Source organism: Myxococcus qinghaiensis (assembly GCF_024198215.1).
GTDB classification, from domain to species: domain Bacteria; phylum Myxococcota; class Myxococcia; order Myxococcales; family Myxococcaceae; genus Myxococcus; species Myxococcus qinghaiensis.
The window spans coordinates 44,364-68,305 of the sequence record NZ_JAKCFA010000012.1; the positions used below are offsets into that span (position 1 = coordinate 44,364).

Annotated in this window: 23 protein-coding genes; 8 read left to right on the forward strand and 15 right to left on the reverse strand. The window is 69.8% G+C overall.

The features are described from left to right. Positions 1 to 35: 35 nt before the first annotated feature. Positions 36 to 407 (reverse strand): helix-turn-helix domain-containing protein, encoded by a 372-nt coding sequence (locus LZ199_RS22905; RefSeq protein WP_253995872.1) that lies wholly within the window; start codon positions 405 to 407, stop codon positions 36 to 38. Between the two features lie 230 nt (positions 408 to 637). Between LZ199_RS22905 and LZ199_RS22910 the strand changes: the two genes are divergently transcribed. Together LZ199_RS22910 and LZ199_RS22915 are read left to right on the forward strand one after the other, a co-directional pair. Then, on the forward strand, positions 638 to 1,804 hold the full coding sequence (locus LZ199_RS22910) for a serine/threonine-protein kinase (RefSeq protein ID WP_253995873.1): 1,167 nt from the start codon (positions 638 to 640) through the stop codon (positions 1,802 to 1,804). A 148-nt stretch (positions 1,805 to 1,952) separates the two neighbouring features. Continuing rightward, the gene (locus LZ199_RS22915) at positions 1,953 to 3,476 is read left to right on the forward strand and encodes a serine/threonine protein kinase (RefSeq protein ID WP_253995874.1); all 1,524 of its coding nucleotides are present in this window, start codon (positions 1,953 to 1,955) and stop codon (positions 3,474 to 3,476) included. Between the two features lie 44 nt (positions 3,477 to 3,520). On the opposite strand, the gene LZ199_RS22920 is transcribed toward LZ199_RS22915, so the two are convergent. Together LZ199_RS22920 and LZ199_RS22925 are read right to left on the reverse strand one after the other, a co-directional pair. Further along, complete coding sequence (locus LZ199_RS22920; RefSeq protein ID WP_253995875.1) at positions 3,521 to 4,492, reverse strand: zinc ribbon domain-containing protein; 972 nt, start codon at positions 4,490 to 4,492, stop codon at positions 3,521 to 3,523. Then, complete coding sequence (locus tag LZ199_RS22925) at positions 4,489 to 5,442, reverse strand: hypothetical protein (protein ID WP_253995876.1); 954 nt, start codon at positions 5,440 to 5,442, stop codon at positions 4,489 to 4,491. The genes LZ199_RS22920 and LZ199_RS22925 overlap by 4 nt, the downstream gene beginning before the upstream one ends. A gap of 140 nt (positions 5,443 to 5,582) precedes the next feature. Between LZ199_RS22925 and LZ199_RS22930 the strand changes: the two genes are divergently transcribed. From LZ199_RS22930 to LZ199_RS22945, 4 genes are all read left to right on the forward strand, one after another. Beyond that, positions 5,583 to 5,900: a hypothetical protein gene (locus LZ199_RS22930; protein ID WP_253995877.1), complete on the forward strand. Its 318-nt coding sequence runs from the start codon at positions 5,583 to 5,585 to the stop codon at positions 5,898 to 5,900. A 138-nt stretch (positions 5,901 to 6,038) separates the two neighbouring features. Next, positions 6,039 to 6,722 (forward strand): hypothetical protein, encoded by a 684-nt coding sequence (locus tag LZ199_RS22935; protein WP_163868522.1) that lies wholly within the window; start codon positions 6,039 to 6,041, stop codon positions 6,720 to 6,722. A gap of 327 nt (positions 6,723 to 7,049) precedes the next feature. After that, positions 7,050 to 7,223 carry a hypothetical protein gene (locus tag LZ199_RS22940; protein ID WP_163868523.1) on the forward strand — a complete coding sequence of 58 codons (174 nt, stop codon included), beginning with the start codon at positions 7,050 to 7,052 and terminating at the stop codon, positions 7,221 to 7,223. Between the two features lie 207 nt (positions 7,224 to 7,430). Continuing rightward, positions 7,431 to 8,906 (forward strand): CBS domain-containing protein, encoded by a 1,476-nt coding sequence (locus LZ199_RS22945; protein ID WP_253995878.1) that lies wholly within the window; start codon positions 7,431 to 7,433, stop codon positions 8,904 to 8,906. Between the two features lie 18 nt (positions 8,907 to 8,924). On the opposite strand, the gene LZ199_RS22950 is transcribed toward LZ199_RS22945, so the two are convergent. From LZ199_RS22950 to LZ199_RS22980, 7 genes are all read right to left on the reverse strand, one after another. Next, positions 8,925 to 9,554, reverse strand: a complete 630-nt coding sequence (locus LZ199_RS22950; RefSeq protein ID WP_253995879.1) for a hypothetical protein — start codon at positions 9,552 to 9,554, stop codon at positions 8,925 to 8,927. Positions 9,555 to 9,586: 32 nt separating this feature from the next. Further along, positions 9,587 to 10,477, reverse strand: coding sequence for a LysR family transcriptional regulator (locus tag LZ199_RS22955; protein WP_253995880.1), 891 nt, complete (start codon positions 10,475 to 10,477; stop codon positions 9,587 to 9,589). 107 nt (positions 10,478 to 10,584) lie between these two features. Then, a complete protein-coding gene (locus LZ199_RS22960; protein ID WP_253995881.1) occupies positions 10,585 to 11,922 on the reverse strand; it encodes a Kelch repeat-containing protein in 1,338 nt (445 codons plus the stop codon). Next, complete coding sequence (locus LZ199_RS46195) at positions 11,919 to 12,764, reverse strand: hypothetical protein (RefSeq protein ID WP_256569353.1); 846 nt, start codon at positions 12,762 to 12,764, stop codon at positions 11,919 to 11,921. The genes LZ199_RS22960 and LZ199_RS46195 overlap by 4 nt, the downstream gene beginning before the upstream one ends. Positions 12,765 to 12,909: 145 nt before the next feature. Beyond that, positions 12,910 to 13,707, reverse strand: a complete 798-nt coding sequence (locus tag LZ199_RS46725; protein WP_253995882.1) for a Rieske 2Fe-2S domain-containing protein — start codon at positions 13,705 to 13,707, stop codon at positions 12,910 to 12,912. Beyond that, positions 13,704 to 14,282, reverse strand: a complete 579-nt coding sequence (locus tag LZ199_RS22975; RefSeq protein ID WP_253995883.1) for a YceI family protein — start codon at positions 14,280 to 14,282, stop codon at positions 13,704 to 13,706. Before LZ199_RS22975 ends, LZ199_RS46725 begins: the two co-directional genes overlap by 4 nt. Before the next feature lie 62 nt (positions 14,283 to 14,344). After that, complete coding sequence (locus LZ199_RS22980) at positions 14,345 to 14,995, reverse strand: hypothetical protein (RefSeq protein WP_253995884.1); 651 nt, start codon at positions 14,993 to 14,995, stop codon at positions 14,345 to 14,347. Positions 14,996 to 15,497: 502 nt separating this feature from the next. Between LZ199_RS22980 and LZ199_RS22985 the strand changes: the two genes are divergently transcribed. Further along, positions 15,498 to 17,345: a sensor histidine kinase gene (locus tag LZ199_RS22985; protein WP_253995885.1), complete on the forward strand. Its 1,848-nt coding sequence runs from the start codon at positions 15,498 to 15,500 to the stop codon at positions 17,343 to 17,345. Positions 17,346 to 17,351: 6 nt separating this feature from the next. Here the strand turns inward: LZ199_RS22985 and LZ199_RS22990 are convergent, their stop codons facing one another. The 3 genes from LZ199_RS22990 to LZ199_RS23000 form a co-directional block, all read right to left on the reverse strand. After that, positions 17,352 to 17,777: a nuclear transport factor 2 family protein gene (locus tag LZ199_RS22990; protein WP_253995886.1), complete on the reverse strand. Its 426-nt coding sequence runs from the start codon at positions 17,775 to 17,777 to the stop codon at positions 17,352 to 17,354. 135 nt (positions 17,778 to 17,912) lie between these two features. Continuing rightward, positions 17,913 to 19,361: a hypothetical protein gene (locus tag LZ199_RS22995; protein ID WP_253995887.1), complete on the reverse strand. Its 1,449-nt coding sequence runs from the start codon at positions 19,359 to 19,361 to the stop codon at positions 17,913 to 17,915. Positions 19,362 to 19,503: 142 nt separating this feature from the next. Further along, complete coding sequence (locus LZ199_RS23000; protein WP_253995888.1) at positions 19,504 to 21,174, reverse strand: sensor histidine kinase; 1,671 nt, start codon at positions 21,172 to 21,174, stop codon at positions 19,504 to 19,506. Positions 21,175 to 21,511: 337 nt separating this feature from the next. Between LZ199_RS23000 and LZ199_RS23005 the strand changes: the two genes are divergently transcribed. Further along, a complete protein-coding gene (locus LZ199_RS23005; RefSeq protein ID WP_253995889.1) occupies positions 21,512 to 22,312 on the forward strand; it encodes an acyl-CoA desaturase in 801 nt (266 codons plus the stop codon). Here LZ199_RS23005 and LZ199_RS23010 read toward each other — a convergent pair. Together LZ199_RS23010 and LZ199_RS23015 are read right to left on the reverse strand one after the other, a co-directional pair. Further along, positions 22,281 to 23,285, reverse strand: coding sequence for a c-type cytochrome (locus LZ199_RS23010; protein WP_253995890.1), 1,005 nt, complete (start codon positions 23,283 to 23,285; stop codon positions 22,281 to 22,283). The genes LZ199_RS23005 and LZ199_RS23010 overlap by 32 nt on opposite strands. Next, on the reverse strand, positions 23,282 to 23,887 hold the full coding sequence (locus LZ199_RS23015; protein WP_253995891.1) for a cytochrome c oxidase subunit 3: 606 nt from the start codon (positions 23,885 to 23,887) through the stop codon (positions 23,282 to 23,284). Before LZ199_RS23015 ends, LZ199_RS23010 begins: the two co-directional genes overlap by 4 nt. Positions 23,888 to 23,942 lie beyond the last annotated feature (55 nt).

Sequence of the window (23,942 nt, forward strand, 5' to 3'; positions counted from 1 at the left end):
ATTTCCCGCGGCCCCCCGCCCGGGCAGAGGGCCCTTCAGCGGCGCAGGAGCCCCAGCGCGCCGTGGACCAATTGGACGACGGCCCGGAGCTGCTCGGGCCCCAGCGCGCGCAGCGCCCTCACCAGCCGGCGCAGGGCGGGCGGATCCTCGGCGCGCGTCGTCACCACGGCCCCGGGCACCACCAGCGGCGCCTCCGACAGGCCGAGCAGCGCGTTGGCGTCCATGCGCAACACCAGACACAGCCGCCGCAGCGTGGTGACGCTGGGCAGCACCCGGCCCCGCTCCATGCGGCTGTAGACCTCCATGGCGATGCCCACCCGCTCGGCCACGTCCGCCTGGGTGAGCCCCAGCCGGGCCCTCGCCGCCCTCGCCGCCGTGCCCACGGTGATGGCCAGTTCCTCGTTCATCGTCCTCGCGCCTCTCCCAAGTCTCCCTACCACGTCACCTGTCCCGAACCCTACCCCACACGGCACCAGACTACCCGAAAAGGCGTCCGCCATGCTAATGACCTCCAAGGTTCAATCGACAGGCAACCCATGCACTTCCATTTTGAAATTTTCCAAGGGGAATCCAACCTTGAGAGTCCACCCCCTCGCATGCTTCACGCGGGTCGGTCCGGCGGCGGGAGGACGGGGCGATGAGCGACCTCGAATCGATACACCCGCTGCTGCTGCAGCCCTCGGAGGAGCTGGGCGCGCTGCGCATCATCAAGAGGCTGGCCACCGGCGGGTATGGCGCCATCTACCTGGCGGAGACGCAGACGCGCGGCACCGTGGCGCTGAAGTTCGCGCTGGAAGGCCCTTCCGACGACGACGAGGCCCGGGTGGACGCGCGCACCCAGCGGGAGGCCCGGCTGCTGATGCACCTGGACCACCCCAATGTGGTGGAGCTGCTCGGCTACCTGAGGTGGCCGGACGTACGCCGCGGCTACCTCTACCTCATCCTGGACTATGTGGAGGGCCCCACCCTGTCGCTGTGGGCGGAGAGCCCCCAGGCCACGCCACGGCGGGCCACGGAGGTGTTCGCCTCGCTGGCCCTCACGCTGGACGCCATCCACCGCGAGGGCGTGGTCCACCGCGACCTCAAGGGCAGCAACATCATCATCCGCGCGTCGGACGGGCAGCCGGTGGTGGTGGACTTCGGCTCGGGGGACCATGCCTGCGCGCCCACGCTGACGGAGGACCGGCTGCCCCCGGGCACGCCCAGCTACCGCAGTCCGGAGGCGCTGCGCTTCTGGATGGGGCCTCGCGTCCCGGGCTCGCGCTATCACTTCGTGCCCACCGATGACCTGTACTCGCTGGGCCTGGTCCTCCATGAGGTGCTGACGGGCGGCTTCCCCTACCGCGCCCACCTGCCGCCGTCCGCGCTGCTGGCGAGCATCGAGTCCGCCGAGCTGAAGCCGCCCTCCGTCCTCAACCCGCGCGTCCCTCCCGTGCTGGATGCCATCGTGCTGCGCCTCTTGAGCAAGCACGCCGCGGGCCGCTACCCCACGGGGGCGGAGCTGTGTGGGGCGCTGAGCGCGGCGCTGGAGCAGGCGGACAGCACGTGGGACGTGCCGCTGTTCCCACCCCGTCCTCCCCATGAGGCCATCACCGAGGAGGACGAGGCGCTCTTCGATGGAGACGAGGAGGCCCGGGAGATGCGCCAGTGGATGCGCCGGGAAGGGAGGCCTGGGGCCGGCTCCGACACGAGTCCCCCGGGCACCCCTCCCACCGAGCCCGGCGTCCCCTGGCGGTCCTGGCTGCGCAGGCGGATGCGGGTCCTGGGCGACGCGCTGCGGCCGTGGCGGAAGCGGGACGACTGAGGCTCGCCTCCGTCCCCTGCCGCCGGGCATCCAATCCCAGAGGTCTTCCAGTTGTCAGTCAACCTCTGACATTCCATGCGGGATGCCTTTCGTGTTACCTCAGGCATCCTGTAGCAACCCAACCACTTCCCAGGTTCAAAGGCAGGCCATGACGACTCCCGACACGACGACGGAGGATCTTCCCGGAGGAGCGCGCCGACCCCGGGTGCTGTTCAACGTGGGCGGCACGGTGTTCGAGTTCGTCCGCAAGCTGGAGGTGCGCTCCACCGGCGAGCTGCTGATGCTCGCCCGGCGGCGCTACCGGGGCGGACAGAGCGGACTGGTGGTGGTGAAGCGGCTGCGCAGCCCCGCCACCTTCGTGGAGCGGCGGAGGCTGGTGGAGGAGGTGAGCCTGACGTTCCGCTTCAAGCACCCCAACATCGCCCAGGTGCACCAGATGAAGCTGTACCGGGGGGCGCCCCACGTGGTGATGGAGTACGTGGAGGGGCGCTCGCTGGACACGCTGCTGAACCTGACGGCGATGCGGCGCAGGCCGGTGTCGGCGGCGCTGGCGGCGTTCGTGGTGGCGGAGGTGGCGGACGCGCTCCACCACGCGCATGGGGCGGTGGATGACTGGAACCGGCCGCTGGGAATCGTCCACCGCGACGTGAGTCCCCGGAACATCCGCGTGGGGACCCATGGGGATGTGAAGCTGACGAACTTCACGGTGGCCGCGTCGCGGATGGAGGGACGCGAGGAGACGAGCCGTCCGCTGGTGAAGGGTGACATCGCGTATGCGTCACCGGAGGCTTTGCTGCGCGCGCCGGTGGATGCGCGCTCGGACATCTTCTCGCTGGGCCTGGTGTTCCTGGAGCTCTTGACCGGGCGGCATCCGCTGTCGGTGGAGGACAAGGTGCCTCCTCCGCTGCCGTCGGGACTCTCGCTGGAGGCGCAGGGCCCCACGTGGATGCCGGTGGAGGAGGTGGCCGCGCGGATGCTGAGCCTGGAGGCGGCGCAGGTGGCTCGGCTCGTGGAGAACGTGCCGGAGGGGCTGGGGGCGGTGGTGCTGCGCGCGCTGCAGCGGGAGCCGGCGGACCGGTTCCAGACGGCGGACGAGCTGGGCGGCGTGCTCCGGGGGTGGCTGAGTGTGCATGCACCGGGACACGGGCGGCATGCGACGGCGGAGGAGGTGGCCCGCGTGGCGGCGGAGGCGACCAGCCGGCGCAACCAGGCGGAGCTGCTCGAAGGGGGCCTGCATCCGGAGGACCTGACGGCGGAGGAGGCCTCCGTGCCGCTGGAGCCGGGCGCGGCGGGGACATCGGCGACGGAGGAGGTGGATGAAGCGGGGGTGCTGGCGGAGGAGGCGGCGCGGGTGTTCGGTGTGCCGGGGATGCGGGGTGTGACTCGCTCGTCCGCGGAGGATTCGGGCGGGCGGCGAGCGACGCTCGTGCGAGAGGTGCCCAGGCGCGAGGACGACGTGCCCACCGCCTCTTCACGTGGCAACGAGGTGCCTGCTGTCGCTTCGCGCGGTGAAGAGACTGTTGACGCGGCTTCGCGTGGCGATGTCCCGGCTGGTGACTCCTCGCGCGATAAAGAAACGGGGGACGCGGCTTCTCGCGGCGATGTCTCCTCGCGCGACAATGAAGCAGGAGCCAGCGCGACATCCTTGGACGACGACTCGTCCGAGCCGTGAGTGACACCGCGGCTGGACCTCGGAGGTCCAGCCGCGGCTCTCCGCTATCGCATGCCCGTGAAGTACAGCACCGCTATCAACACGATGAGCGCCGCCACGACGACGCCCAGCACCCGCCACGCGGAGATGGGCGACTCGCCGAAGACCAGCTCCGCGTCGTGCCCGTGCACCAGCACCCGGTACGGCTTGCCTCGATAGCGATAGGCCAGCACATACACGGGCAAAGCCCACCGCGTGGTGCGCAGGCTGGAGAGCGCCACCGCCACATGCACGTTGCGGAAGCGCCGCCCTGGGATGTCTCCGCTCTCCTGGACGTGCTCCCTCGCCAGACGCTCCACCTCCTGCAACACCGCCTTCCTCGCCCCCGAGCGCGTCGCCTCGAAGCGCTCCACGCTGGCCTCCTCCGGCCCCCGCCCCTCGTTCTCCCCCAACTCGAACCGATAGCGGGGCGTGAGCGTATTGCACTCCTCCACCTTCAGCCCTCGCGACGCCGGCACCAGGATGTTGGTGAAGTCCAGACGCGTGCGCCCCGCATGCGGCGCCCAGTCCGAGCGCCCCGAGCCCGCGTCCGAGTCCGCCGTCCAGCTCACCTGCACTCCCGCCTTGAAGACCCACGCCGGCCACCACAGCGGCTTCATCGACTCCAGCGCCGCCTCCTGCGCCAACCCCGAGGGCCGGAAGAAGGCCTTGCGCCCCAGGAAGCCCGCCAGCGCCTGGTTCGCCGCCTTCGGGTCCACGGTGAAGGGCAGCCAGCGCTGCGCCTGGTCCACCGGGTCCACCGTCATCTCCACATGCGTCACCGCGCCGCAGTAGTCACACCGTGGCGCCTTCGCCTCCACGGAGTACTCCACCGCCGCGCCACAGCTCTCGCAGCGCACCACCTTCGCCCGCTCGCGCGTCGCCTCCTCCCGCTCCGGGGGCGGCGTCGAAAGCCCGCAGATGGGACAGCGCAGGTCGTCCGCCTCCAGCTCGCATTCACATCGCTCGCACGGCGCCACCCTCGCGGCCTCGCTCACCCGACACCTCCCCGCGCATACAACACGCCGCCCAACACCAGCAGGAGCCCCACCAGCACCGCGATGAGCACCTTCCACGTGGAGATGGGCGCCTCCCCATGCACCTCTCCTGTCTGCCCATTCACGAGCACCCGCAACGGCGCCTCCCCTTCCGCGTAGCGCACCGGCAACACCCAGACAGGCAACAGACACACGTCCAGCGACTCCCAATCCAGCCGCGTGTCGTGGCTCAAGTCCCGGTGTGAGTCCCCCGGCATCAACCCCGCGAGCCGCTTCAAGACGCGCTCCCCCACCTCCGAGCGCGCGCCCTTCAGACAAGCCTCCCGCGTGAGCGACGGCTCCTCCGCCACCCACCCGGAGACGAGCGCCGGCGTGTAGCGCGCCAGCGCTCGGAAATCGAAGGGCTCCAGCGCCTCCAGCTCCTCGTTGCGCAAGCCATTCGACGCCGTGACGAGCACGTCCGCCACGTAGCCCTCCAACTCGCCCTGCAAGGGCCTCCACTCCGTGCGAGTCACCGTGCGCGTGCGCCGCACCGTCTTCCCGTTCTCCGTCGTCGTGTAGCTCTCCTGCTCCTGGTAGTCCTCACCGATGGTCGCTCGGAAGCTCGACTTCGCCAGCGCGCTGTAGAGGAACGCCGGCACGTAGACGCCATGCACGTCCCCCGGCTCCGCGCTCCGGATGCCGGAGCGACAGAAGAGGCTGCGCGAGCGCAACCACCGGGACACGTTCTCCTTCGCCGCGGCGTGAGTCAGCGCGAACCCCAGCGCGAAGGCGGGCTCCGGCACTCCGGGCCTCGGAGGCCGCTCCACCACGGCCGGCGCCGCGCAATAGGGACACCGCGTGGTGCGCAGCGCCGGCTCCAGCACCAGCATCGCCCCACAGGCCTGGCACCCCAGGTGGAGCCTGGGCTCCGTCAATGACGCGGTCGACTCGTCATGCCCCACGGCCATCGGCACGCTCCTTCTCCCGGGAAGCGCGGGCATGCGCTCCCCGCGCCTGCTCGCCTGCCCTCCAGACTCCGGCCGAGAACGATAGCCGGGTTGCCGTACGCATTCCCCGTCACGACCGTATCCAGGCGGAGGATTCCACCATGGCGAAGGACCAGCGACGACAGCCCGCTCCCCAACCCGCCGAGGACTTCTACGGCCGCCCCACCGGGCCCCGGCACCAGGAGGAGCCGAAGGAGGACACCCCGGCCCCACGCCAGACCTCCCAGGATGACGAGCAGCGCCAGGAGGACGAGGGCCCCCGGCGTGCCCAGCCCATGGACCCGACGGAGCGGACCCCGGGCGCCATCCTCGACGACATCCCCGACGGCGACGGTCCGCGCAGCGACGCCGGCACCAACCCGCTGCCGGACCTGTACTGGACGGCCTTTCCCGGCAGCCTCGAGGAAGAGAAGGACTGACGTCTGACATGGGGTCTCGCCGCGACTTCCTACCCGCGCGGTGAGGCCCCTGGTTTCAATCACTCACGCCATCGACGGAAATGTCAGCCCCCCTCTGTACTGTGTGCTCATTCGCCAGCATCCAGGGGGAGGAACTCCATGGCGGAAGTCCGTGAGCTGCCACGTGTGTCCGTGAACAAGTTGGGGGAGTACCTCATCGCGACCCCTGCTCGTCGCAAGCGCATCATCTACGACCAGAAGCACCCACCGGAGCAGCAGTACCTGCGCTACCCCGAGGCGTCTCACGCGATTACCGACTTCCTCTGTCGTGATTTGGACCCGGCCATCCTCCGCGAGCACCAGCGCCGCTTCGCGTGCAGCGTGCCGCAGTCGGAGTTCGAGGCGCAGCGGCTCCACCTCTGCTCGGAGGCGCTGGAGCGCTTCGCGGACGTGGTGCCGTGGCTCGGGCTGGAGGACACCATCGTCAGCGCCGTGGGCGCGGAGCCTCCGGTGCTGGAGATGGCGGGCGTCACCATCAGCGTGCGCCCCGAAGTCGTGCTCCAGCGGATGGACCGCCACGGCAACCCGCGCGTGGGGTTGATGAAGCTCTACTTCTCCAAGCACCACCCGCTGGACGAGCGCTCCGGGCAGTACATCGGGACGATGTTGCAGCGCTTCGCGGAGCAGCACCTGTGCCAGCTGGGGCCGTCGGACCACCGCATGGTGCAGGTGGTGGATGTGTTCGCGGGCACCATCTTCACCGCGCCTCGCGCGCACATCCGTCGACTCACCGACGTCGTGCTCGCCTGCGAGGAGATCGCGGAGCGCTGGGCGGTCCACTGACGTCGCCGTGCAGGTGAAGACAGACAGGTGACTTGGGGCGTCTGACTTCAGGGGCGCGCACGGTGTCGGAGGAAGCGGGGCTCGTGCCCGCTCGGACACCTGGAAGGCCGCCGGGCGATGACGCGAGACGTCTTCCGCTGGGGAACACAGGGCCCGTCGCGCCGTGTCATGCGGGCGGAGTGCTGGAACATTTCAGTGTGTCCGCGTGAGCGCTGAGACATGGCGTGACGTGTGACACGTGACACTTCCCGTGCTCCGGGGCAGGGCCTAGGCTGACGTCGCCGGTCGATTCGGCGGCCGGCTTCACCCCTCGACGGGAGACGCATCATGAAGAGCCACAAGGTGAAGACTTTGAAGGAGCTGTTCGTGAAGGACCTCGCCCGCATTCACGGAGGCGATGGGACCGCGACGTCCACCTCCTCCACCGAGACGCAGAGCACGGAGCCCCAGGTCTCCACCACGCTGGCCTGTTGCGAAGAGACGAACGACCCCTGCTGCTGAGAGGCGCCGTTCGACGTGTCGCTGTATCCGCGCGTGTCCTCCGTCCGAGGGCACGCGTTTTTCGTTGCGGGGATGTTGGCTTTGCGGCGGCGCGGATGTTGGCTCGTGGGTGATTGACGCCTGCTCGCGCCCGGGAGCGAACAGTCCAAGTGACTGGCGTGCGTGTGTTGGTTGGTAGGGCCTGGGAGCATCGCCAGCCTTCGCGGCATGGCGCATCGAAGCTTGGACAACGGCAAGGATGAGAAGCTGGGGGCTCCCCGGTCTGGACCAGGCACGGAGCCGGTGAGGCCGGCCGAAGCGGCGCCTCCGGGCTCACGGGAGCGGAGCGAGTCGGATGTGTCGGGCTGGAACCCGGCGCGCGACGAGTCGCCTTCCGTACGCGAGGGGCGCTTCTACCGGGCCGCTTCGCTGCGCATGGCGCAACCTCGAACGGATGTGGAGGACCGGGGTGGCGCGGAGTGGGCTCGCGGTGGGGTGCGCGGCGGGCCGTACGGGCGCGATGACCGGGATGACCGCTACGCCACGGGCATGGGGCCTCGGGCTCGGATGGGGGCGCAGGACCAGGAGCTGTCGCCCCAGCCCGCGGATTACCGCGCGTGGGACCGCACCGGGTACGGCGGCTCCGACTGGGATGATGAGGACCGGGCCCGGCGTGAGCTGCGTTCCCGCGAGGAGCTGCGGGCTCATGAGGAGGTGCGTCCCCGTGAAGTGGTGCGGGCTCGTGAGGAGATGCGGGTTCGTGAGGATGCGCGTTCCCGTGACGAGATGCGTGCTCGTGAGGAGATGCGTTCCCGTGAGGATGCGCGTTCCCTTCAGGAGATGCGTTCCCTTCAGGAGATGCGTTCCCGTGATGAGATGCGTGCTCGTGAGGATGCGCGTGGCGCGCGGCGGACGGAATGGGATGACGAGCGCTCTCGCGGGGAAGTGCCTCCGGGCCAGGAGTTCACCTTCGAGGCTCGCCCACGGCGGGACGTGCAGTCACGTCGCGAGCCCAGCGACTTCGCGGACCGCTCAAGCGGAGAGACGCGCCCCCCTCGTGAGCACGGCTCGCACGAGGACCTTTCATCGAGGGACGTGTCACCAGGTCAGGAGTTCAGCTTCGAGGCCCGCTCTCGGAGGGACACGCGCGTGCGCGACGAACGGACTCGCACGGCCGACCATATTCGCGAGGACCGCAGTCAGGACTTCCGCATGAGGCCCATCGCCGCGGCCGAGCGGCTGCGGTGGCAACGTGAGCCATTGACCGCTCGCGACGTGATGACTCGCAACGTGCGCACCGCGCGACGTGACAGCTCCCTGCGCGATGTCGCCCGGCTGATGAAGGAAGACGACTGCGGCGTCATCCCCATCGTCAACGAGGACGGCCGACTCGAAGGAACCGTCACCGACAGGGACCTGGCCATCCAGGCCTTCTCGGGCGGACAGCCTCCGGAGCAACTGCGCGCCATGGATGTGATGACCGGTGACATCCACGCCGTCACGCCCGACGAGAACCTTCACACCCTCGTCGACCTCATGGCCCGCGAGCAGATTCGTCGCATCCCCGTCGTCGAACGCGATGACCGGCTCGTCGGCATCGTCACGTTGAGCGACATCGCCCAGCGCGCCGACGGCGACGAGGAGCTTCAACGCGCACTGGAGCGCATCTCGTCACGCCGCTCGTTCTGGTCCCGGCTGCGCTGACGGCCTCCGCTCGCCTCGTCATGAAGCGATGAGGCGACGCAGGTCCTCGTCCTTGAGCCACCACGCGCTCGAGACAGGGATGACGTCGAACCCGTCGCCGGCCAGCTTGAGCAAGGCCGGCGGCACCCATCCGTAGACGATGCCACCATGTTCTCCCGTATCCTGGTGCGCGAACCACGTGTCCCAACCAGGAACGTCGTAGTCGTCCAGGAACCCGTTCGAGGGCACCGTCGCGGCGCCACAGATGTCGGTATTGAAGTCCGTCGCGAACACCCATCCACCGGCGAGCTCCCCGAGCGGAGGCAGCGGCATGTTCATCCGCGCCAGCGCCTCACGGCGTCTCTCGACGATGAAGTCCACGGCCTCCACACCCGCGTCGGGCGCGCGGAGGAGAATCGATATCAGGGTGTCCCCATCATGGCCGCAGACCGGCGGCATCAGCTCCGCCGTGCGCGTCGTGTCCCCTGCCCGAGCCGCCTCGGCGCGCGGCAGACACCAGGCGATGGTCTCCGCCAGACGCTGCTTGAAGTCGCGCGGCAGCGCTCCCGTCAGGTCCACCGGGAGTACCGTGATCCCCCGAGCCACCTCTTCGGGCAGCACCCACCGGGCGACAGCCTCCTTCAGACGCCGCTTGAAGTCGCTCGACATCCCGCCATCTTCCGTCCCGAGCGTGCTCGCGCTCAAGCCGGCGCCTTGACGAAGTCGAGGAAGGCCCTCAGCGCCGTGGGGAGCTGACGCCGGCTCGGGTAGTACAGGAAGAACCCCGCGTACGCGGGACACCAGTCCTCCAGCACGCGCACCAGCCGCCCCTCTTCCAGCAGCCGCGTCACCTGCGCCTCGAAGACATACGCGAGCCCCACGCCCGCCAGCGCCGCGTCCACCATCAACCCCTGGTCATTCAGCGTCAGCGGGCCCTCCGCCTCGACGAGCACCTCCTCGCCGTCCCGCTCGAACTCCCAGCGGTAGTACAGGCCACTGGAGAACCGGAACCGGATGCACGGCAGCCCCCTCAAGTCCTGGGGCGTCCTGGGCACCGGGTGCCGCTGGAAGTACTCCGGCGACGCGACGATGGCGGAGCGCTGCCGGGGCCCCAGCGGCGCCGCGAGCATGTCCGCGGCGATCTGCTCGCCGAACCGCACCCCCGCGTCGAAGCCCTGCGCGACGATGTCCGTCAGCGAGTCGTCCACCCGCACCTCGACGCTCACGTCCGGATAGGCCCTCAGGAACCGCGTGACGAGGGGCAGCAGCGCCAGGTGCGCCGACTGTCGGGCCGCGTTGAGGCGCAGCGTCCCCATGGGCTGTCCCCGGAACGCATTCAGGTCCTCGAGCGCATCGCGGATGTCCTGGAAGGCCGGCCGCAGGCGCGCATGGAGCCGCTCCCCGGCCTCCGTCAGCGCCACGCTGCGCGTCGTCCGGTTGACCAGCCGCACCCCCAGGCGCTCCTCGATGGCCTGCAGCGCGTGGCTCAGCGCCGACGGCGTCACCCCCAGCTCCCCCGCCGCCTTCCGGAAGCTCCGGTGCGTGGCGATGGCCAGGAACGAGGACAGCGAGGCCGGGTCGATGCGCTTCATTGGTGAGCTGAACTCACCAGCTCGGTGAGAGCGCGCGGGGATGAGCGGTCCCGCGCGTGCACCGGTGGGCCCACCGCGTCTGTCGCGGCGGGCCCGGTGCGGCGGCGTCAGGGGACGTACTTCTCCGTCGTGCGCAGCGCCGCCCCGCTGGTCGTCACCCCTCCCGTGACGAGCACCTCCCCTGAGTCCAGGAGAGTGGCCCGGTGTAACGAGCGCTCCTCCATCATGTCTGGGCCTTCCCTCCATCCTTCCGAGGGGCGGTAGAGCAGCACGGTGCGCAGCGAGCTGTCCTGGTCGGGGGTTCCTCCCGTGACCAGCACCTCCTTCGTCAGCAGGCGCGTGGCCGTATGCGAGCCCCGAGGCTCCGTCAGGGTGCCCGCATCCCTCCAGGTCCAATTGCCCGGGACGAACAACTCCGTGCTGGTGCCAGGGAACGAGGGCCCCAGGGACTTGTCCGTGCCCACCACCAGCACCTCTCCCGAGTCCAGTAACGTCGCGGTGTGGCCGACACGCGGCACCGCCATGGTGGACGGCACGGGCGTCCAGCTCCCGGCGCCCCGCTGGTAGATTTCCGCGTTGAGCATCCCCGTATCGAAGCCCCCCACGGCCAGCACTCCACCCCCACTCAGCTCCACGGCTGCCAAGCCGTTGCGCGTCCTCGACAGTGGCCCCGAGGTGCGGACCCAGCCTTTGCTGTCCGGGTCGTAGAGCTCGGCCGTGGACAGGGCGTCCTCGGTGTTCGCGCCGCCCCCCATGACCAGGACCTCTCCTGACGCGGACAACAGGACCGCGGCATGGTTGGCGCGCGCGTCGTTCAGGGTACCCGCCGCCGTCCAACCGCCCGTGTCGGGGTTGTACAGCAGGGCGCCAGCCACGGGTCCGAACTGGTTCTCTCCTCCTGCAATCAGGACCTTGCCATCCTTCAGCAACGTGGCCGTGTGCCCGGCCCGTGCGATGGGCAGGGTGCCCGCGTTGGACCATGTGTCCGTCTCAGTGTTGTAGAGCTGCGTCGACGCGGTGGCGATACCCCAGGTCTTGAAGCCCCCCACCACCAAGACCCTGTTGTTGCCCACGTTGGTGGCCGTATGGAGGAAGCGAGGCTCCGCCATCTCCGCGGTCTGCTCCCAGCTTGGCGCCGTGTGGCCACCGTCATCCACGCCGGGCATTTCATTCGCGTCAGGCACTTCGCCCGCGTCACCCGCGTCACCCGCGTCACCCGCGTCACCCGCGTCGCCCGCGTCACCCGCGTCACCCGCGTCACCCGCGTCACTGGCATCGGGCTGGCCTCCGCCTCCATCCGGAGTGCCCGCGTCGCCCACGTCGCAAATCCCCGGGTTCTCGCGGCAGACCTCCCTCGTCGCGCCCTCCACGTCGATGCACGACGCGATGCCGAAGAGCCCCACCGCCGCCAACACCGCCACTGCGCTGCGCATCAACGGATTCACGGCCACCTCCCAGCCACAAAGGCGGAGGTCCCATCCGTCCCCACCGTGAGCGCCAGCGGGCCCGGCTCCGGCGCCCCCAGCAGGTACATCCCCGTCGCCACTCCCAGCCCCACCGCCCCACCCACCCACAGGCCCACGCTCGCCGACTGCAGCGACCGCGTCCGCGAGGCGACCGCGCGCGCATCCGCCTCCGTGCGGATTTCGAAGGACACCGGCGGCTTCAGCCTCGACTTCTCCTTCGCGGCCATGAACCACACCACCCCGCCCCCCGCCGCCAACACCCCACCCACCACGGCTGGAATCCACGCCCGTGCCCTCAGCGAGGACTGTCCCTCCGCCTCCATCGACAGCTCCACGGGATTGCTCGCCACCGCGCGCGCGGGCTCCGGGGCCTTCACCTTCAGCGCGTCCGGTGTCTCACCGCGCACGGCCAGCTCCTTGAGCACCTTCTGCCGCACCGACTCGAAGCGCTCGCGCAGCTTCGGCGACACGGTCAGCGGCAGCTTCGCGTCCGGATTCAGGAAGAGGGCCGACTTGAAGGCCGCGTCCGACTCCGCCTGCCGCCCCTGGCTCAGCTCCGCCAGCACGACGCCCTCGTAGAGGGACACCGCCACGTCGTCCTCGGGGCCCTTCGACACCTTCTTCGCGCGAACAATCTGCTCCAGCGCCCGCTCGTGCTCCAGGTCCTCGATGAGCCGGTTGATGGACATCAGGTAGCGCCGCACGTCGGGAGAAACCTCCGCCCGCGCGGGCACTGGCAACACCAGCAGCCCCAGCAGCAGGCCCCACACCCAGGCCCCACGTCGCCAGGACAGCCTCGGACACAACCGGTTGGTCGGCATGAATTCCCTCTGGGAGACAAGAGGCCCCACCGGCGCCGACATCCCAAAAAACAAGGAGGGCCTCGCGAGTCCCACTCCCGTGGAACCCCGAGGCCCTCCTCGTCGACCCTCCCGAGACACCGGAGAGGGCCACACCTGGCGCGACCTACTGCACGCCCGACACCACCACCGCGTCCGTCGTCTCCGTCACGGTGAACTTCTTGAGCGGCAGCACTGCGGGGCCCTGCGTCACATCCCCCTTCGCCGTGAAGATGGAGTTGTGGCAGTAGCAGATGAGGTCCTGCTCCGCCGGACGCGAGGACACCTCACAGGCCTCGTGCGTGCACAGCGAGTCCACCGCGGACAGCGAGCCGTCCCCCAGCCGGAAGACGAAGATGCGCTTGCCGTAGCCGGTGGGGACCCCATCCACCACGCTGCCGTTGTCCTTCAACGTGGGGAACTGCGCGAAGGGCAGGCGCACCTCGCCATTCACCGCCGACGGGAAGCCCTCTTCGCCGGCGCGCAGGTCGATGCTCAGCACCTGCGTGCCCGCGTTGTACCGCGACGAGAACTTGCGCAGCCCCACCGTGGCCGGCCGCTGCGTCACCGAGCCGTCCACCGGGTTGAACTTGGACAGGTGGCAGGGGCAGACGACGTCGCGGCCGTCGAAGCCCAGCGGACAGGCCGCGTGGGTGCAGATCGACGACAACACGGAGAAGTCATTCTGCGCCGAGTGCGTCACCAGGAGCGGCGTGTCCTCGCCCGCCACGCGCACGGTGAGGGCCCCGCCCACGCGCTCCAGGTCCGGATAGCGCGACACCAGCAGGTCCACCGTGCCCGCATCACTGGCCGACACGTCCGTCACCGGAGCGGGGTTGATATCCGGCGCGCAGCCCGGCAGCGCCGTCGCCGCCGCGCCCGTGCCCAGGATGCCCTTCAAGAAGCCTCTTCGTGACGTGCTCACTTGCCCTCCACCTCGAACGCCAGCTTGGGCTCCAGCACGAGCTCGTCATCCACCTTCACCATCAGCAGCGAGGGACGCTCAATCTTGTAGGCCTCCAGGCTGATGGTGAAGGAGCCCTCCGTCGTCACCTCCGTGGCCGACTTGAACAGCACCGTCACCGGCACCTCCACCTTCTGCTTCACCCCGTGGAAGTCGAGCTGCCCCTTGAGCGTCACCGGCACCTTGGCTGGGAAGGTCGTGGGCAGCGTCACGCCCGTGGCCGCGCCCTTGAACTCGACGGTGGGGTACTTGGCCACCTCCGTCACTTCCTGCATGTGGATGTCGCGGTTCTGGTTCTCCGAGTCGAAGTCCTTCACGTTGGCGACCACCATCACCTGCAGCGTGCCGTCCGCTTTCAGGTTGGCCTTGCCCGCGATGGGCTTCGCCGTGCCCACGACTTTGTGCGCCGGGTGATTGAGCTTGTACGTGAGGGTGCTGGCGTCCTTCTTCAGCGCGTACGTCTTCGCCGTGCCCTGGGCCAGGGCAGGCAGGGAGACAAGCAGGGTGGTGAGCAGCGCGAGTCGTCGAACAGTCATGTCCATCTCCAGAAAATCGAAGTCAGCCCACCCGATGCCCAACGGCACCCGGGCGGAAAGATTCAGAAGAACAGCGTGAAGACACCCGCCGACACCGCGCCCAGGGTGGTGTAGCCGACGATCTGGTGCGCGGTGGCGAGGTCCGTCTCCGACAACCGTCCAAACCGGTCCGTCGCCATGATGCCGAGGATGACCTGCGCCAGCATCCCCGCCGTCGCGATGGACATGAAGATTTTGTGGAAGGTGATGGTGTCCCACTGGAACTCCTCCTTCTCCAGGGGCTTGGGCGCCAGGAGGCCCAGCAAGCCGACGGAGGCGAAGACGACGGAGGTGCCCACCGCGAACCCGCGGTGCAGGCCCAGCAGGTTGCGGTCATCACCGCCCCCGCGGAACGAGTCGTTGAACTGGAGCTGACCAATCACCGTCGTGGTGACGAGTCCCGCGGCCAACGCGAAGCCCAGGCCCTGATGCAGCTTGAGCATGGTGCGGCGGCGGTCCAGGCGTGCTTGCAGCTCCGGGTCCACCTGGGCCGCGCCCGTGAGTTCATCGGGCTCCAGCAGGTCGAAGTCCAGCGAAGGGTCCTCCGCCGGAGGCTGCTTCTCGGCGGGCTCCTCCGTCTTCGGTGCGTCTTTGGGAGGCGACTTCTGTTGGGCGCGAGCGGTGGTGGTGGACAACAAGGACAGGATGACGAGGACGGCGGCGAAACGGTTCATCAGTGGGTATCCGTGAGGGCGCGTGGCAGGCGGCCGAGGCGGACGGGCGGCGGGTGGGCCGGGCGTCCTCTGCGTCCATCATGCTGGCGTGACTCACGAAGAACCCGGGACCGATTGCGAAGTCTCCGCAACGGGAGCCGGCCAGGGGGTGGGCGTTCGTGGACGCGATGAAGGAGGGGGAGGCGACAGGAGACCACCTGCATGAGGGACCCGAACGAAACCTCCGTGCCAGTGATGACCTTGGAGCAGTGACTCCGAGGCCCAGCCGGAACGGTAGCGCCACACTCCGCGTAGAGGAAGCAGCATGAGAGGTGGGGCGCTCTGTCCGACAGCCACCTTCCTCCGGGCTCGGGGTCGGAAGTCGGCGGCCGGTGTGTTCACTGGCCGCGCGGAGGACTGACTGCCGCAGGACACTCATCCCGCCGGGGCCGGAAATCCGGCCTGGGATGCGTTTCAGTGCATGGGACTCGCGGCGTCACCTGCGCCGTCGGGAAGCGCGCGCATGGAGAAGCATTCGTCCGTCAGCCTCCGCTTGCCCCCACCCGCTGAAGGACAGGGTGCGGGAGTCGAATTGCTGGCGGAGAGCCGCCTCGCCCGCGCCAGCGCCGAGCTCGCCAGCTCCCGCATGCGCAGCCTCCAGTCCCTCACCCTGGCCCTCTCCGGCGCCCTCACCCCCGAGGACGTCGCCCGCGCCGTCGTCGTGGAGGCCGTGCGCACCCTGGAGGCCCAGACGGGGGCGCTCTACCTGATGAACGCCACGGGCACGTCCATGGAGATGGTCCACACCGTGCGCTGCCCGCCCGCAATCGAAGCCGCCTTCACCCACGTCCCCGTGAACGCCGCCCACGTGCCCGTCGCCGTGGCCGTGAGCACCCGCGCGCCCCTGTGGATAACCGACCTGGCCTCCATGGCCGAGCGCTTCCCGGAGGCCGCCGAGGCCGCACGCCCCGAGAGCGGCGACGTGTCCATCGCGTGCCTTCCCCTTTTCTCACGCGACAGGACGGTGGGGTGCCTGGCCTTCATCTGGGGCCGCGCGCACGACTTCGACGCCGAGGAGCGCGCCTTCATCGACATGCTCGCGCAGCAGGCCACCATGGCCCTGGAGCGGGCCCGGCTGCTCGCCGCCGAGCGCACCCAGGTGGAGCGCGTGGGACTGCTCCAGCACGCCACCGCGGTGCTCGCGACGTCGCTCGACTTGGGCCACACCCTGCGCGGCGTGGCCCTGGGGCTGGTGCCCACGCTGGGCGACTTCTGCATCATCGACGTGCTCGGGCCGGACCATGAGGTGCGCCGCACCTTCCACGCCGCCACGCCGGAGTGCGCGGGCCTGCTCGCCGCCAGCCGCTGGCACCCGCCCGAGCGCCCCGGCACTCCCATCTGCTCGCTCGCCAGCGGCCTGCCCTCCTTCCACCCCGACGTCGACGCGGCCTGGGTGGAGGCCACCGCGTGCGGCCCCGAGCAGCTCGCCCTGCTGCGCGCCCTGGCCCCCACCTCGTGGCTGTCCGTGCCGCTGGAGACGCCCGAGGGCGTGCTCGGCGCGCTGACGCTGGGCCACGGCATGTCCGGCCGTCACCACACCGAGGAGGACCTGGCGCTCGCCGTGGAGCTGGCCCGCCGCGCGAGCGCCGCCGTGCAGAACGCGCACCTGTTCCACCAGACGCAGCAGGCGCTCCAGCTGCGCGACGAGTTCCTCGCCATCGCCAGCCACGAGCTGAACACGCCGCTGACGGCCCTCAAGCTCCAGCTCTCCCGGCTGCGGCGCATGTCCTCCGACGGCGACGTGCGCGAGCGCACCACGTCCGCCGTGCAGCAGGTGGACCGGCTGGGACGGCTGGTGCGCGAGCTGCTGGAGGTGGCCCACCTGTCCGAGGGCCGCCTGCACCTCACCCCGGAGCCGGTGGACCTGGTGGACGTGTGTCGCGCGGTGATGGCGCGCTTCACCGAAGAGCGCGAGCGGGCGGGCGCCACCCTCTTCCTGCACGCCACCAGCGCGGTGCCCGGGCGGTGGGACCACGCGCGCGTGGATGGAATGGTGACGCACCTGGTGTCCAACGCCCTCAAGTACGGCCTGGGGCGGCCCGTGGAGGTGGAAGTCACCTGCATCCCCGGAGACCTGGCGCGGCTGGTGGTGAGGGACAGGGGCATCGGCATCCCCGCCGAGCAGCTCGCGCACCTCTTCCAGCGCTTCGGCCGCGCGGTGCCGCTGCGGCACTACGGCGGCTTCGGCCTGGGGCTGTGGTTCTCCCGGCAGGTGGTGGAGGCCCATGGCGGGCACATCCACCTGGAGAGCTCGCCCGGGCTGGGCACCACCGTCACGGTGGAGCTGCCCCGGACGCCCGAATCCCCCTGACAGCCGTCACGCCGGCGCGGTGGCGGGGACCTCCGAGCGCTTCGCGGTGTCGTTCACCAGCGCGGAGCCCAGGGCGTGCGGGTCGAAGTACGCGTAGAAGCGGCGGATGTGCTCGCCGTCCCACTCGATGATGGAGACACCTTCGTAGGCCACGGCCGCGCCGTTGTGCGCGGTGCCATGGGACTCCCACTCCAGCGCCACCCTGTCGCCGGCCTCAATCATGTTGCGGAAGGTGGACTTCACCTGGCGCAGCGTGGACTTGTACTCGCGCCAGAAATGCCGCGCGCCCTCCCGGCCGGAGAAGACGTGGGACGAGGCGACGTTGCTCACCTGCGCATCGTCGCTGAAGAGCTCGATGAGGCCCTCCACGTCGCCGCTCTCCTCCAACCTCGACAGTGCCTCCACGAACCGCTGAGCTCGCTCCATCGCCATCCGCTGCCTCACTCGACTGAAATGAAGGGTCGCTTCCGGAAAAAGGGTGGGCATGGAGAAGCCGCCCTGCCTCGTTTCCAGCCTCCTCGCTTGCTCGGCGGGGTGGCGCCAGGAGGGCCGTCCGTACGGTGGCCCTCAGGGCCCCTGTACCCGTGTCCACTCCTCGCGATTCCAACCGTTCCGCGCATACCGCTCCCGCTTGGACTCCGGCAGCGCGTCCCAGGCCAGGCCGCGTCCCAGTTCGGGAGGCTCGTCGAAGAGGCCCACGTGCTCGCGGTCCACGGCCTCCTTCGCGCGCTTCGCCGTCAGCCCCTGCAGGTCGAACCCCAGCCGCACTTCCGCCTTGTTCCCTGCCTCCTCCACCTGGGCGAAGACGCCTCCGCCAAACCGCGCCTCGTCCAGGTTGAGCGTCGTGTAGCTGCCAGCATGCTTGCCCACGCCGAGTGACACCTTCAGCTCTCCGTCCGAGGCCTGGCTCACCTTCACGAGCCCCAGGTCGAGCTTCACCTCCGACTGGAGCTTCCCCTTCGTGTCCGCCATCACCTTCAAGCCCACCGGCCCGCCCTTCAGCTCCACGCCGCTCGCGGCCTTCAGGTCCACCTTGCCGCGTGAGTCGACCTGCGCGTCTCCTCCCAGCTTGAGGTTGCCCTGGGTCAGCTCCGCCTTGCCCTTCAACGCGAGGGTGCCCCCCGCGCGCTCCCCGAGCAGCTCCCGCTGCTTCACGTTGACGGCCTGGTAGACCCACGCCGTGGACCCGGGCGTCCCCACCGCCTGCCGCCACTGCTTCGCGAGGTCCTCCCGCTCGGGGTCCCGCCTGTCCAGCCCCAGCACCGAGTCCGGCAGCCGCGCGTCCCTGGGCGCTCCGAGCTTGCGCAGCTCCGTCAGGCTCCCCGCGTCCTCCACGGCCTTCACGTACCGCCCCAGGTACGCCGCGTGGTCCGCGTGGAAGGCCCTGCCCGCGGCGACGGAGTGCTCGCGCACGGCGTGACGAAGGGACGCCGGCAGCGACGACTCATCCCGGAGGAACCCAGGCCTGCCCGGGTAGCCCAGCGGCCCCGAGGCGGGCTCTCCCGGGAGACGCTGGAGGACACCCTGGGACTCGGCCTGCTTGAGGAAGGCGTCACGGGCGCCGGGGTCCTGCTCCGAGAGGAACGTCTTCAAGAGTCCCCCGCGCTCCATCCACTCCAGCGTCGCCCGGTAGGCGGCGGGAGGGAGCTGGCCGAGCAACGCGTGCACCGTCTTCACGTCGGTGTCGCTGACGGCCCAGTCGCCGAGGCTCCGCGTCAGCCGCGACTGGATTTCCGACGCCACCTCCGAGGGGACCTCCGCGCGAGGGGCGCGCAGCTTGCCGCCCAGGGCCGCCAGCTCTCCGGCCGACACGCTCGGGCCCGTGACTCGCGGCGGGGTGTCCGTGCCTCGCGAGGACGTGCGTCCCGGGGAGGCACTCCCTCCATGGGCGCTCACCTCGTTGCGCTCGCGCGGAGGCGAGGCGGACGGACGTGACGGCGTGGGCGGCGTGGGAGTCGCGTCGGGAACGGTGTCGAGGGACAGCGGTGTACCGCCAGGGGCGTCGATTCGGGACATGGGGTGCTCTCCGGAAGGAAGCGCTGGCCCCAGTGCATCCGACACACCAACCCCGTGCTTCGAGGCGCGAGGACGCGCGCTCCCTCACGAGGCATCGCGAGTCCGGGACGTGGAATCTCCCGAGGTGGACGTGCCGCCCGCGTCACGCCGAGGGCTGATAGGGCGCCGCGTCCAGAGGCAGCTCCAGCGTGAAGGTCGTCCCGGAGTGCGCCTCGCTCTCGACGGTGACTTTGCCGCCGTGGGCCTGGGCACAGCCCCACACCAGGGTGAGCCCCAGCCCCCAGCCCTTCGCGGGCCCCGCCTGCGCGGAGCGCGTCCGCGAGAAGGGCTTGAAGAGCGTCTCCTGCTCGGCGCGCGCAATCATCCGACCCTCGTTGTGGACGGAGGCCCGCGCGCCGTGCTCGGTCCGAGCGACGGAGAGGGTGACGGGGGCTTCCGTCGAGCCGTACTTCACCGCGTTGCTGGCCAGGTTCCAGAGGGCCCGGCGCAGCTCGTCCGCGTTCCAGTTGCCCTGGACGGGCCCTGGCGCCTCGAGCAGGAAGCGCTCGCCATGGACGGTGCTCAGCTCCTCGATGACCTCGCGGGCAAGGGCCGTCAAATCACACGGCGCGAGCGGGAGCACGATGCGCTGGCCCGCCCGGATGCGGTTCGCGTCGAGCAAGTCCCTCACCATCCGGTCCGTGCGCTCGATGTTCTGGTCGATGCGCCGGGCCAGCTCACGCCGCTCATCCAACATCTCCGGGCGCCGGAGGAGCAGCTGCGCCCCCACCCTCGCCGCCGACAGGGGCCCTCTCAAGTCATGCGCCAGGACGGAGACGAAGCGCTCGCGCAGCTCGCGCTCGACATTGAGGGCCTCCAGCTTCGCTTGCAGGTTCGAGTACAGCTTCGCGTTGTCCAGGTGGACCGTCAGGCGCTCCGTCAGTGATTCGAGCCGCCGGCGCTCCCGGGCCGTGAAGTCGCGAGCCTCCGAGATGCCGATGCACATGACTCCTATCAGGGCATGCGGCGTGGCCAGCCGAATCCCGAGCAGCGAGCGCAGCCCTTCCTGACGGAGGGCGTCACCCACCTCGAGCACCGTGGCCTCGGCCTCCATCCCGGAGATGGCGTCCTGGGGGGTCACCGCCTCATCACGCGTCGCGAAGGCCGCCCGCGTGGCGAAGGACGTCGCGTCCAACGTGAGGGCATATCGCTCCAGGGCTTCCTTCGCGACACCCGCGGAAGCGGCGATGAAGAGTCCGTCCTGCTCCGATTCATTGAGGAGCAGGAGCGCGGCCTGGGCTCCCAGGGCCTCCATCACCAGCTCGAGGACCTCCGTGAGGCGCCCTCTCAGCGAGGTCGCATCCACCTTCAGTGACTCGGTGGCCACCTTCTGGATGAGCCGCAGGTACCGCTTCTCCGTCTGCTCATCCTCCCGCATGTGCTCGCTGAAGAGTTCGATGACGGCCTGGGAGGCGCCATGCAGCTCGGTGAAGAGCTGCTCGACGTCCGCCACATCGGGCCGCTCTTCTCGCGGAGCCGTGGCCCACATCGAGGAGATGCACCGCCCCAGGAGCATGAACTCCTCGATGACCTCGGCCACGTGAAACCCCTGGCGAAGCCGCGTGGCCACGTGGCTCTCGACGTGCCGTCGTCGCATGCTGTTGGCGATGCCCAGGGGTTCATCGCTGGCGAGCGAGGCCAGATAGGTCGGCATGATGTTCTTGAACTCAGGCTCCTCGAGTCCCCGTGCAGAGGCGGCGCGGGTCGCCTCCTCGGTCCACCGCCTGACGATTTCTCCGTGATTCTCACGAATGACCTCGGCAACGCTCTTCATGGCGGTTCCCATCGGTTCGAGGCTGGGGCGTCGCGTCGGTTGCATTCCTTGAGATGCGTCGGCGACCCCCTCCCAGGGAGTGGGTGGAAAAGCAGACCAGGGCCTGGACTCCCGCTCGCTGGTGCGTGGAGCCCTTCATCGCAAGAGGGACGCGGAAGGAACGCACGGGTGCCCGGTCCACCTGGCGGGCTCCACGCGCCCAGGACGACTGGTCCCGCGAGGGTGGCTCCGACCGAGCCGCCGTCCAGCCACCTGGCCTCGTGTGAGTGAACGAAGCCCGCGGCCCGTTTCGGGACGGGCCTGACAGGGTGATGACATGCCCGGAGGTTGAGCCGGTATGGTCTACCTCTTCTTCGCATCACATTGGACGCTGAGCGTGCTCTTCCAGAGCCTGTTCCAGCACCGCTACGCCGCGCATCGCATGTACACGATGCGGCCTCGCACCGAGCGCGCCCTCCACCTCTGCACCGCGTTGGTGCAGGGCTCCAGCTACCTGGACCCGCGCGCCTACGCCATCCTCCACCGCGAGCACCACGCCTACGCCGACACCGAGAAGGACCCGCACTCGCCCGAGCACCAGCGGAATCCGCTGCACATGATGCTCAACACGGCACGGCGCTATGAGGGCCTGCTCTCCCGGCGCATCCAGCCGGAAGCCCGCTTCCTCGGGGGCTATCCGAAGTGGCCCGCGCTGGAGAAGGTCTTCAACAGCTGGCCCTCGCGCGTCACCTTCGGCGCGCTCTACACGCTGTTCTATCGGCGTTTCGCCACGCGCCCGTGGCACTGGGCGCTGCTGCCCGCGCACTTCGTGATGGGGCCGGTGCACGGCGCCATCGTCAACTGGTTCGGCCACCGCTCCGGCTATCGCAACTTCGCGACCCGGGACGCGTCACGCAACACGCTGCCCATGGACGTGGTCTGCATGGGCGAGCTGTTCCAGAACAACCACCACGCCCGGCCCGCGAGCCCCAACTTCGCCGCTCGACGCTTCGAGCTGGACCCCACGTGGCAGGTGATGCGGCTCTTGTCCCGACTGAAGCTCATCCGGCTGGCTCGCGAGCCCGTGGAAGCAGCGCGCGTGACGCCCGTGGTCCCTCGGGCACGGTTCACTGAGTCGAGCCTCGCAGTCGGGACTTGAGCTCATCGGCCGCGTCCGTGTCGCGCAGCACGACGAGCGTCTGCACGTAGTACGCGAGCGCCCACAGGTTCTCCTCGGGGATGGCGCCCTTCCACGTAGGCATCGCCGCGCCTCCCACGCCCGAGGAGATGACGCGGTAGAGGTCCTCGCGCTGGCGCTCGGCCGTGTACGGGGCGCCATCCACCGTCCCGCCCACCGGCCACACCGTGCGCAGCGACTGGAAGAGGAAGTCCGGAGGCAGCACCTTCTCCGTCTTCGTGGGCTCGCCCTTCGCGTCCACCGCCACGGGGTGGTCCGACTCGCGGGCCAGGGCCGTGTACGGGTCCAGCTTGGACAGGTCCACGTCGCGCCCGAGCGCCTTCTTCAGCAGCGCGGCCAGCTCCGCGCGCGGCAGGTACGCGACGTGGCAGCTGGAGCACCCCGCGTTCCCCGCGCCCGAGACGTGGTAGGCGACGCGGCCTCGCTCGATGGCCTCCGCGTCGCGGCCCTTCCACGGGTCGGGTGAGAGGGCCAGGGGCTTGCCCGGGACTTCCTCCTTCCAGCGCGGGCTGAAGGTCTTCAGGTACTGGAGCACCGCCTCCAGGTCCGCGTCGGGCACGTCCCACGCGAACATCGGCGTGCCGTGCAGTCCTCGGCGCAGCGTGCGCTTCAGCGCCTCGTCCGTGGGCAGCTCGCCGACGGCGACGCCTCCGAACTTGAAGAGGCCCTGACGGAAGCTGCGCGGCACGGGCCGCATCCCACGCCCCGCGGGGCCCTGACCGTCGCCCTGCTCTCCGTGACAGGACGCGCAGTAGTACGTGTACACCGAGTGCCCGCGCGTCAGCGTCTCCGCTGGGATGACCCGGCCGTCCGCGAGCTTCAGAGGCTCGAAGCTGGGGGCGCTCTTGGAGCGACAGCCCGCGAGCACGAGCGGCAACAGCGCCATCAGTGCCCGCACGGTGCTGACACGGGAGGTTCCACGAGGAGTCGTCATGGGAGGTACACCGCCACGAAGAGGAGCACCCACATCGCCGTCACGAAGTGCCAGCCCAGCACGTGACGTCGCAGCGAGGGTCGCACGTCCGCGCCGCGCGCGTGGCGCCAGCAGACGAGGAAGAGACCAGAAGTCACCCCGAGCACATGCAGCGCATGCAGCGCCGTGAGCCCGTGGAACGCGGAGGCGGAGACGCCGCCCTCGGGGATTCGCACGTGCTCGGTCCACCAGGCCTGGTGTGTCCACATCGCCTGGAGCGCGAGGAAGGCCAGCCCCAGGGCCAGGGCACACCGCGCCGGCCACGATGACTCGCGCCGCTGGAGGCCCAGGTGAAGCACGCCGCTTCCTGTGAAGAGCAGGAGCCCCGTGAGGCCCAGTCCCAGCAGGGACACTGGGAGCGGGGGCCACGGCTCGCGCATCCTGTACCAGCCCACCGCGAAGGCGAGCGAGGCGAAGAACATCGACCACGCGGCGAGCCCCAGCACCGTGCCGAGCCACGCTGTTCCTTCCGAGTTCGCGGTCTCCGCGGCAGCGGACGACGTGCTCGCTTCGAGTGAAGAGGGCTCCGTGCGGGCGTCGCTCACGGAAGGCAGCGGCTTCATGCCGAGGGCTCCAGACGTCGAATGCGGAGTGGGGTCGACGCGCGTCTCCGCCTTG

Coding starts and splice junctions, on each gene's coding strand:
- LZ199_RS23005 (WP_253995889.1), top strand. CDS start 21,512: ATGGTCTACCTCTTCTTCGCATCACATTGGACGCTGAGCGTGCTCTTC.
- LZ199_RS23010 (WP_253995890.1), bottom strand. CDS start 23,285: ATGACGACTCCTCGTGGAACCTCCCGTGTCAGCACCGTGCGGGCACTG.
- LZ199_RS22910 (WP_253995873.1), top strand. CDS start 638: ATGAGCGACCTCGAATCGATACACCCGCTGCTGCTGCAGCCCTCGGAG.
- LZ199_RS22980 (WP_253995884.1), bottom strand. CDS start 14,995: ATGAACCGTTTCGCCGCCGTCCTCGTCATCCTGTCCTTGTTGTCCACC.
- LZ199_RS22985 (WP_253995885.1), top strand. CDS start 15,498: ATGGAGAAGCATTCGTCCGTCAGCCTCCGCTTGCCCCCACCCGCTGAA.
- LZ199_RS23015 (WP_253995891.1), bottom strand. CDS start 23,887: ATGAAGCCGCTGCCTTCCGTGAGCGACGCCCGCACGGAGCCCTCTTCA.
- LZ199_RS46195 (WP_256569353.1), bottom strand. CDS start 12,764: ATGCCGACCAACCGGTTGTGTCCGAGGCTGTCCTGGCGACGTGGGGCC.
- LZ199_RS22930 (WP_253995877.1), top strand. CDS start 5,583: ATGGCGAAGGACCAGCGACGACAGCCCGCTCCCCAACCCGCCGAGGAC.
- LZ199_RS22990 (WP_253995886.1), bottom strand. CDS start 17,777: ATGGCGATGGAGCGAGCTCAGCGGTTCGTGGAGGCACTGTCGAGGTTG.
- LZ199_RS23000 (WP_253995888.1), bottom strand. CDS start 21,174: ATGAAGAGCGTTGCCGAGGTCATTCGTGAGAATCACGGAGAAATCGTC.
- LZ199_RS22915 (WP_253995874.1), top strand. CDS start 1,953: ATGACGACTCCCGACACGACGACGGAGGATCTTCCCGGAGGAGCGCGC.
- LZ199_RS22940 (WP_163868523.1), top strand. CDS start 7,050: ATGAAGAGCCACAAGGTGAAGACTTTGAAGGAGCTGTTCGTGAAGGAC.
- LZ199_RS22935 (WP_163868522.1), top strand. CDS start 6,039: ATGGCGGAAGTCCGTGAGCTGCCACGTGTGTCCGTGAACAAGTTGGGG.
- LZ199_RS22955 (WP_253995880.1), bottom strand. CDS start 10,477: ATGAAGCGCATCGACCCGGCCTCGCTGTCCTCGTTCCTGGCCATCGCC.
- LZ199_RS22945 (WP_253995878.1), top strand. CDS start 7,431: ATGGCGCATCGAAGCTTGGACAACGGCAAGGATGAGAAGCTGGGGGCT.
- LZ199_RS22925 (WP_253995876.1), bottom strand. CDS start 5,442: ATGGCCGTGGGGCATGACGAGTCGACCGCGTCATTGACGGAGCCCAGG.
- LZ199_RS22950 (WP_253995879.1), bottom strand. CDS start 9,554: ATGTCGAGCGACTTCAAGCGGCGTCTGAAGGAGGCTGTCGCCCGGTGG.
- LZ199_RS22975 (WP_253995883.1), bottom strand. CDS start 14,282: ATGACTGTTCGACGACTCGCGCTGCTCACCACCCTGCTTGTCTCCCTG.
- LZ199_RS22905 (WP_253995872.1), bottom strand. CDS start 407: ATGAACGAGGAACTGGCCATCACCGTGGGCACGGCGGCGAGGGCGGCG.
- LZ199_RS22995 (WP_253995887.1), bottom strand. CDS start 19,361: ATGTCCCGAATCGACGCCCCTGGCGGTACACCGCTGTCCCTCGACACC.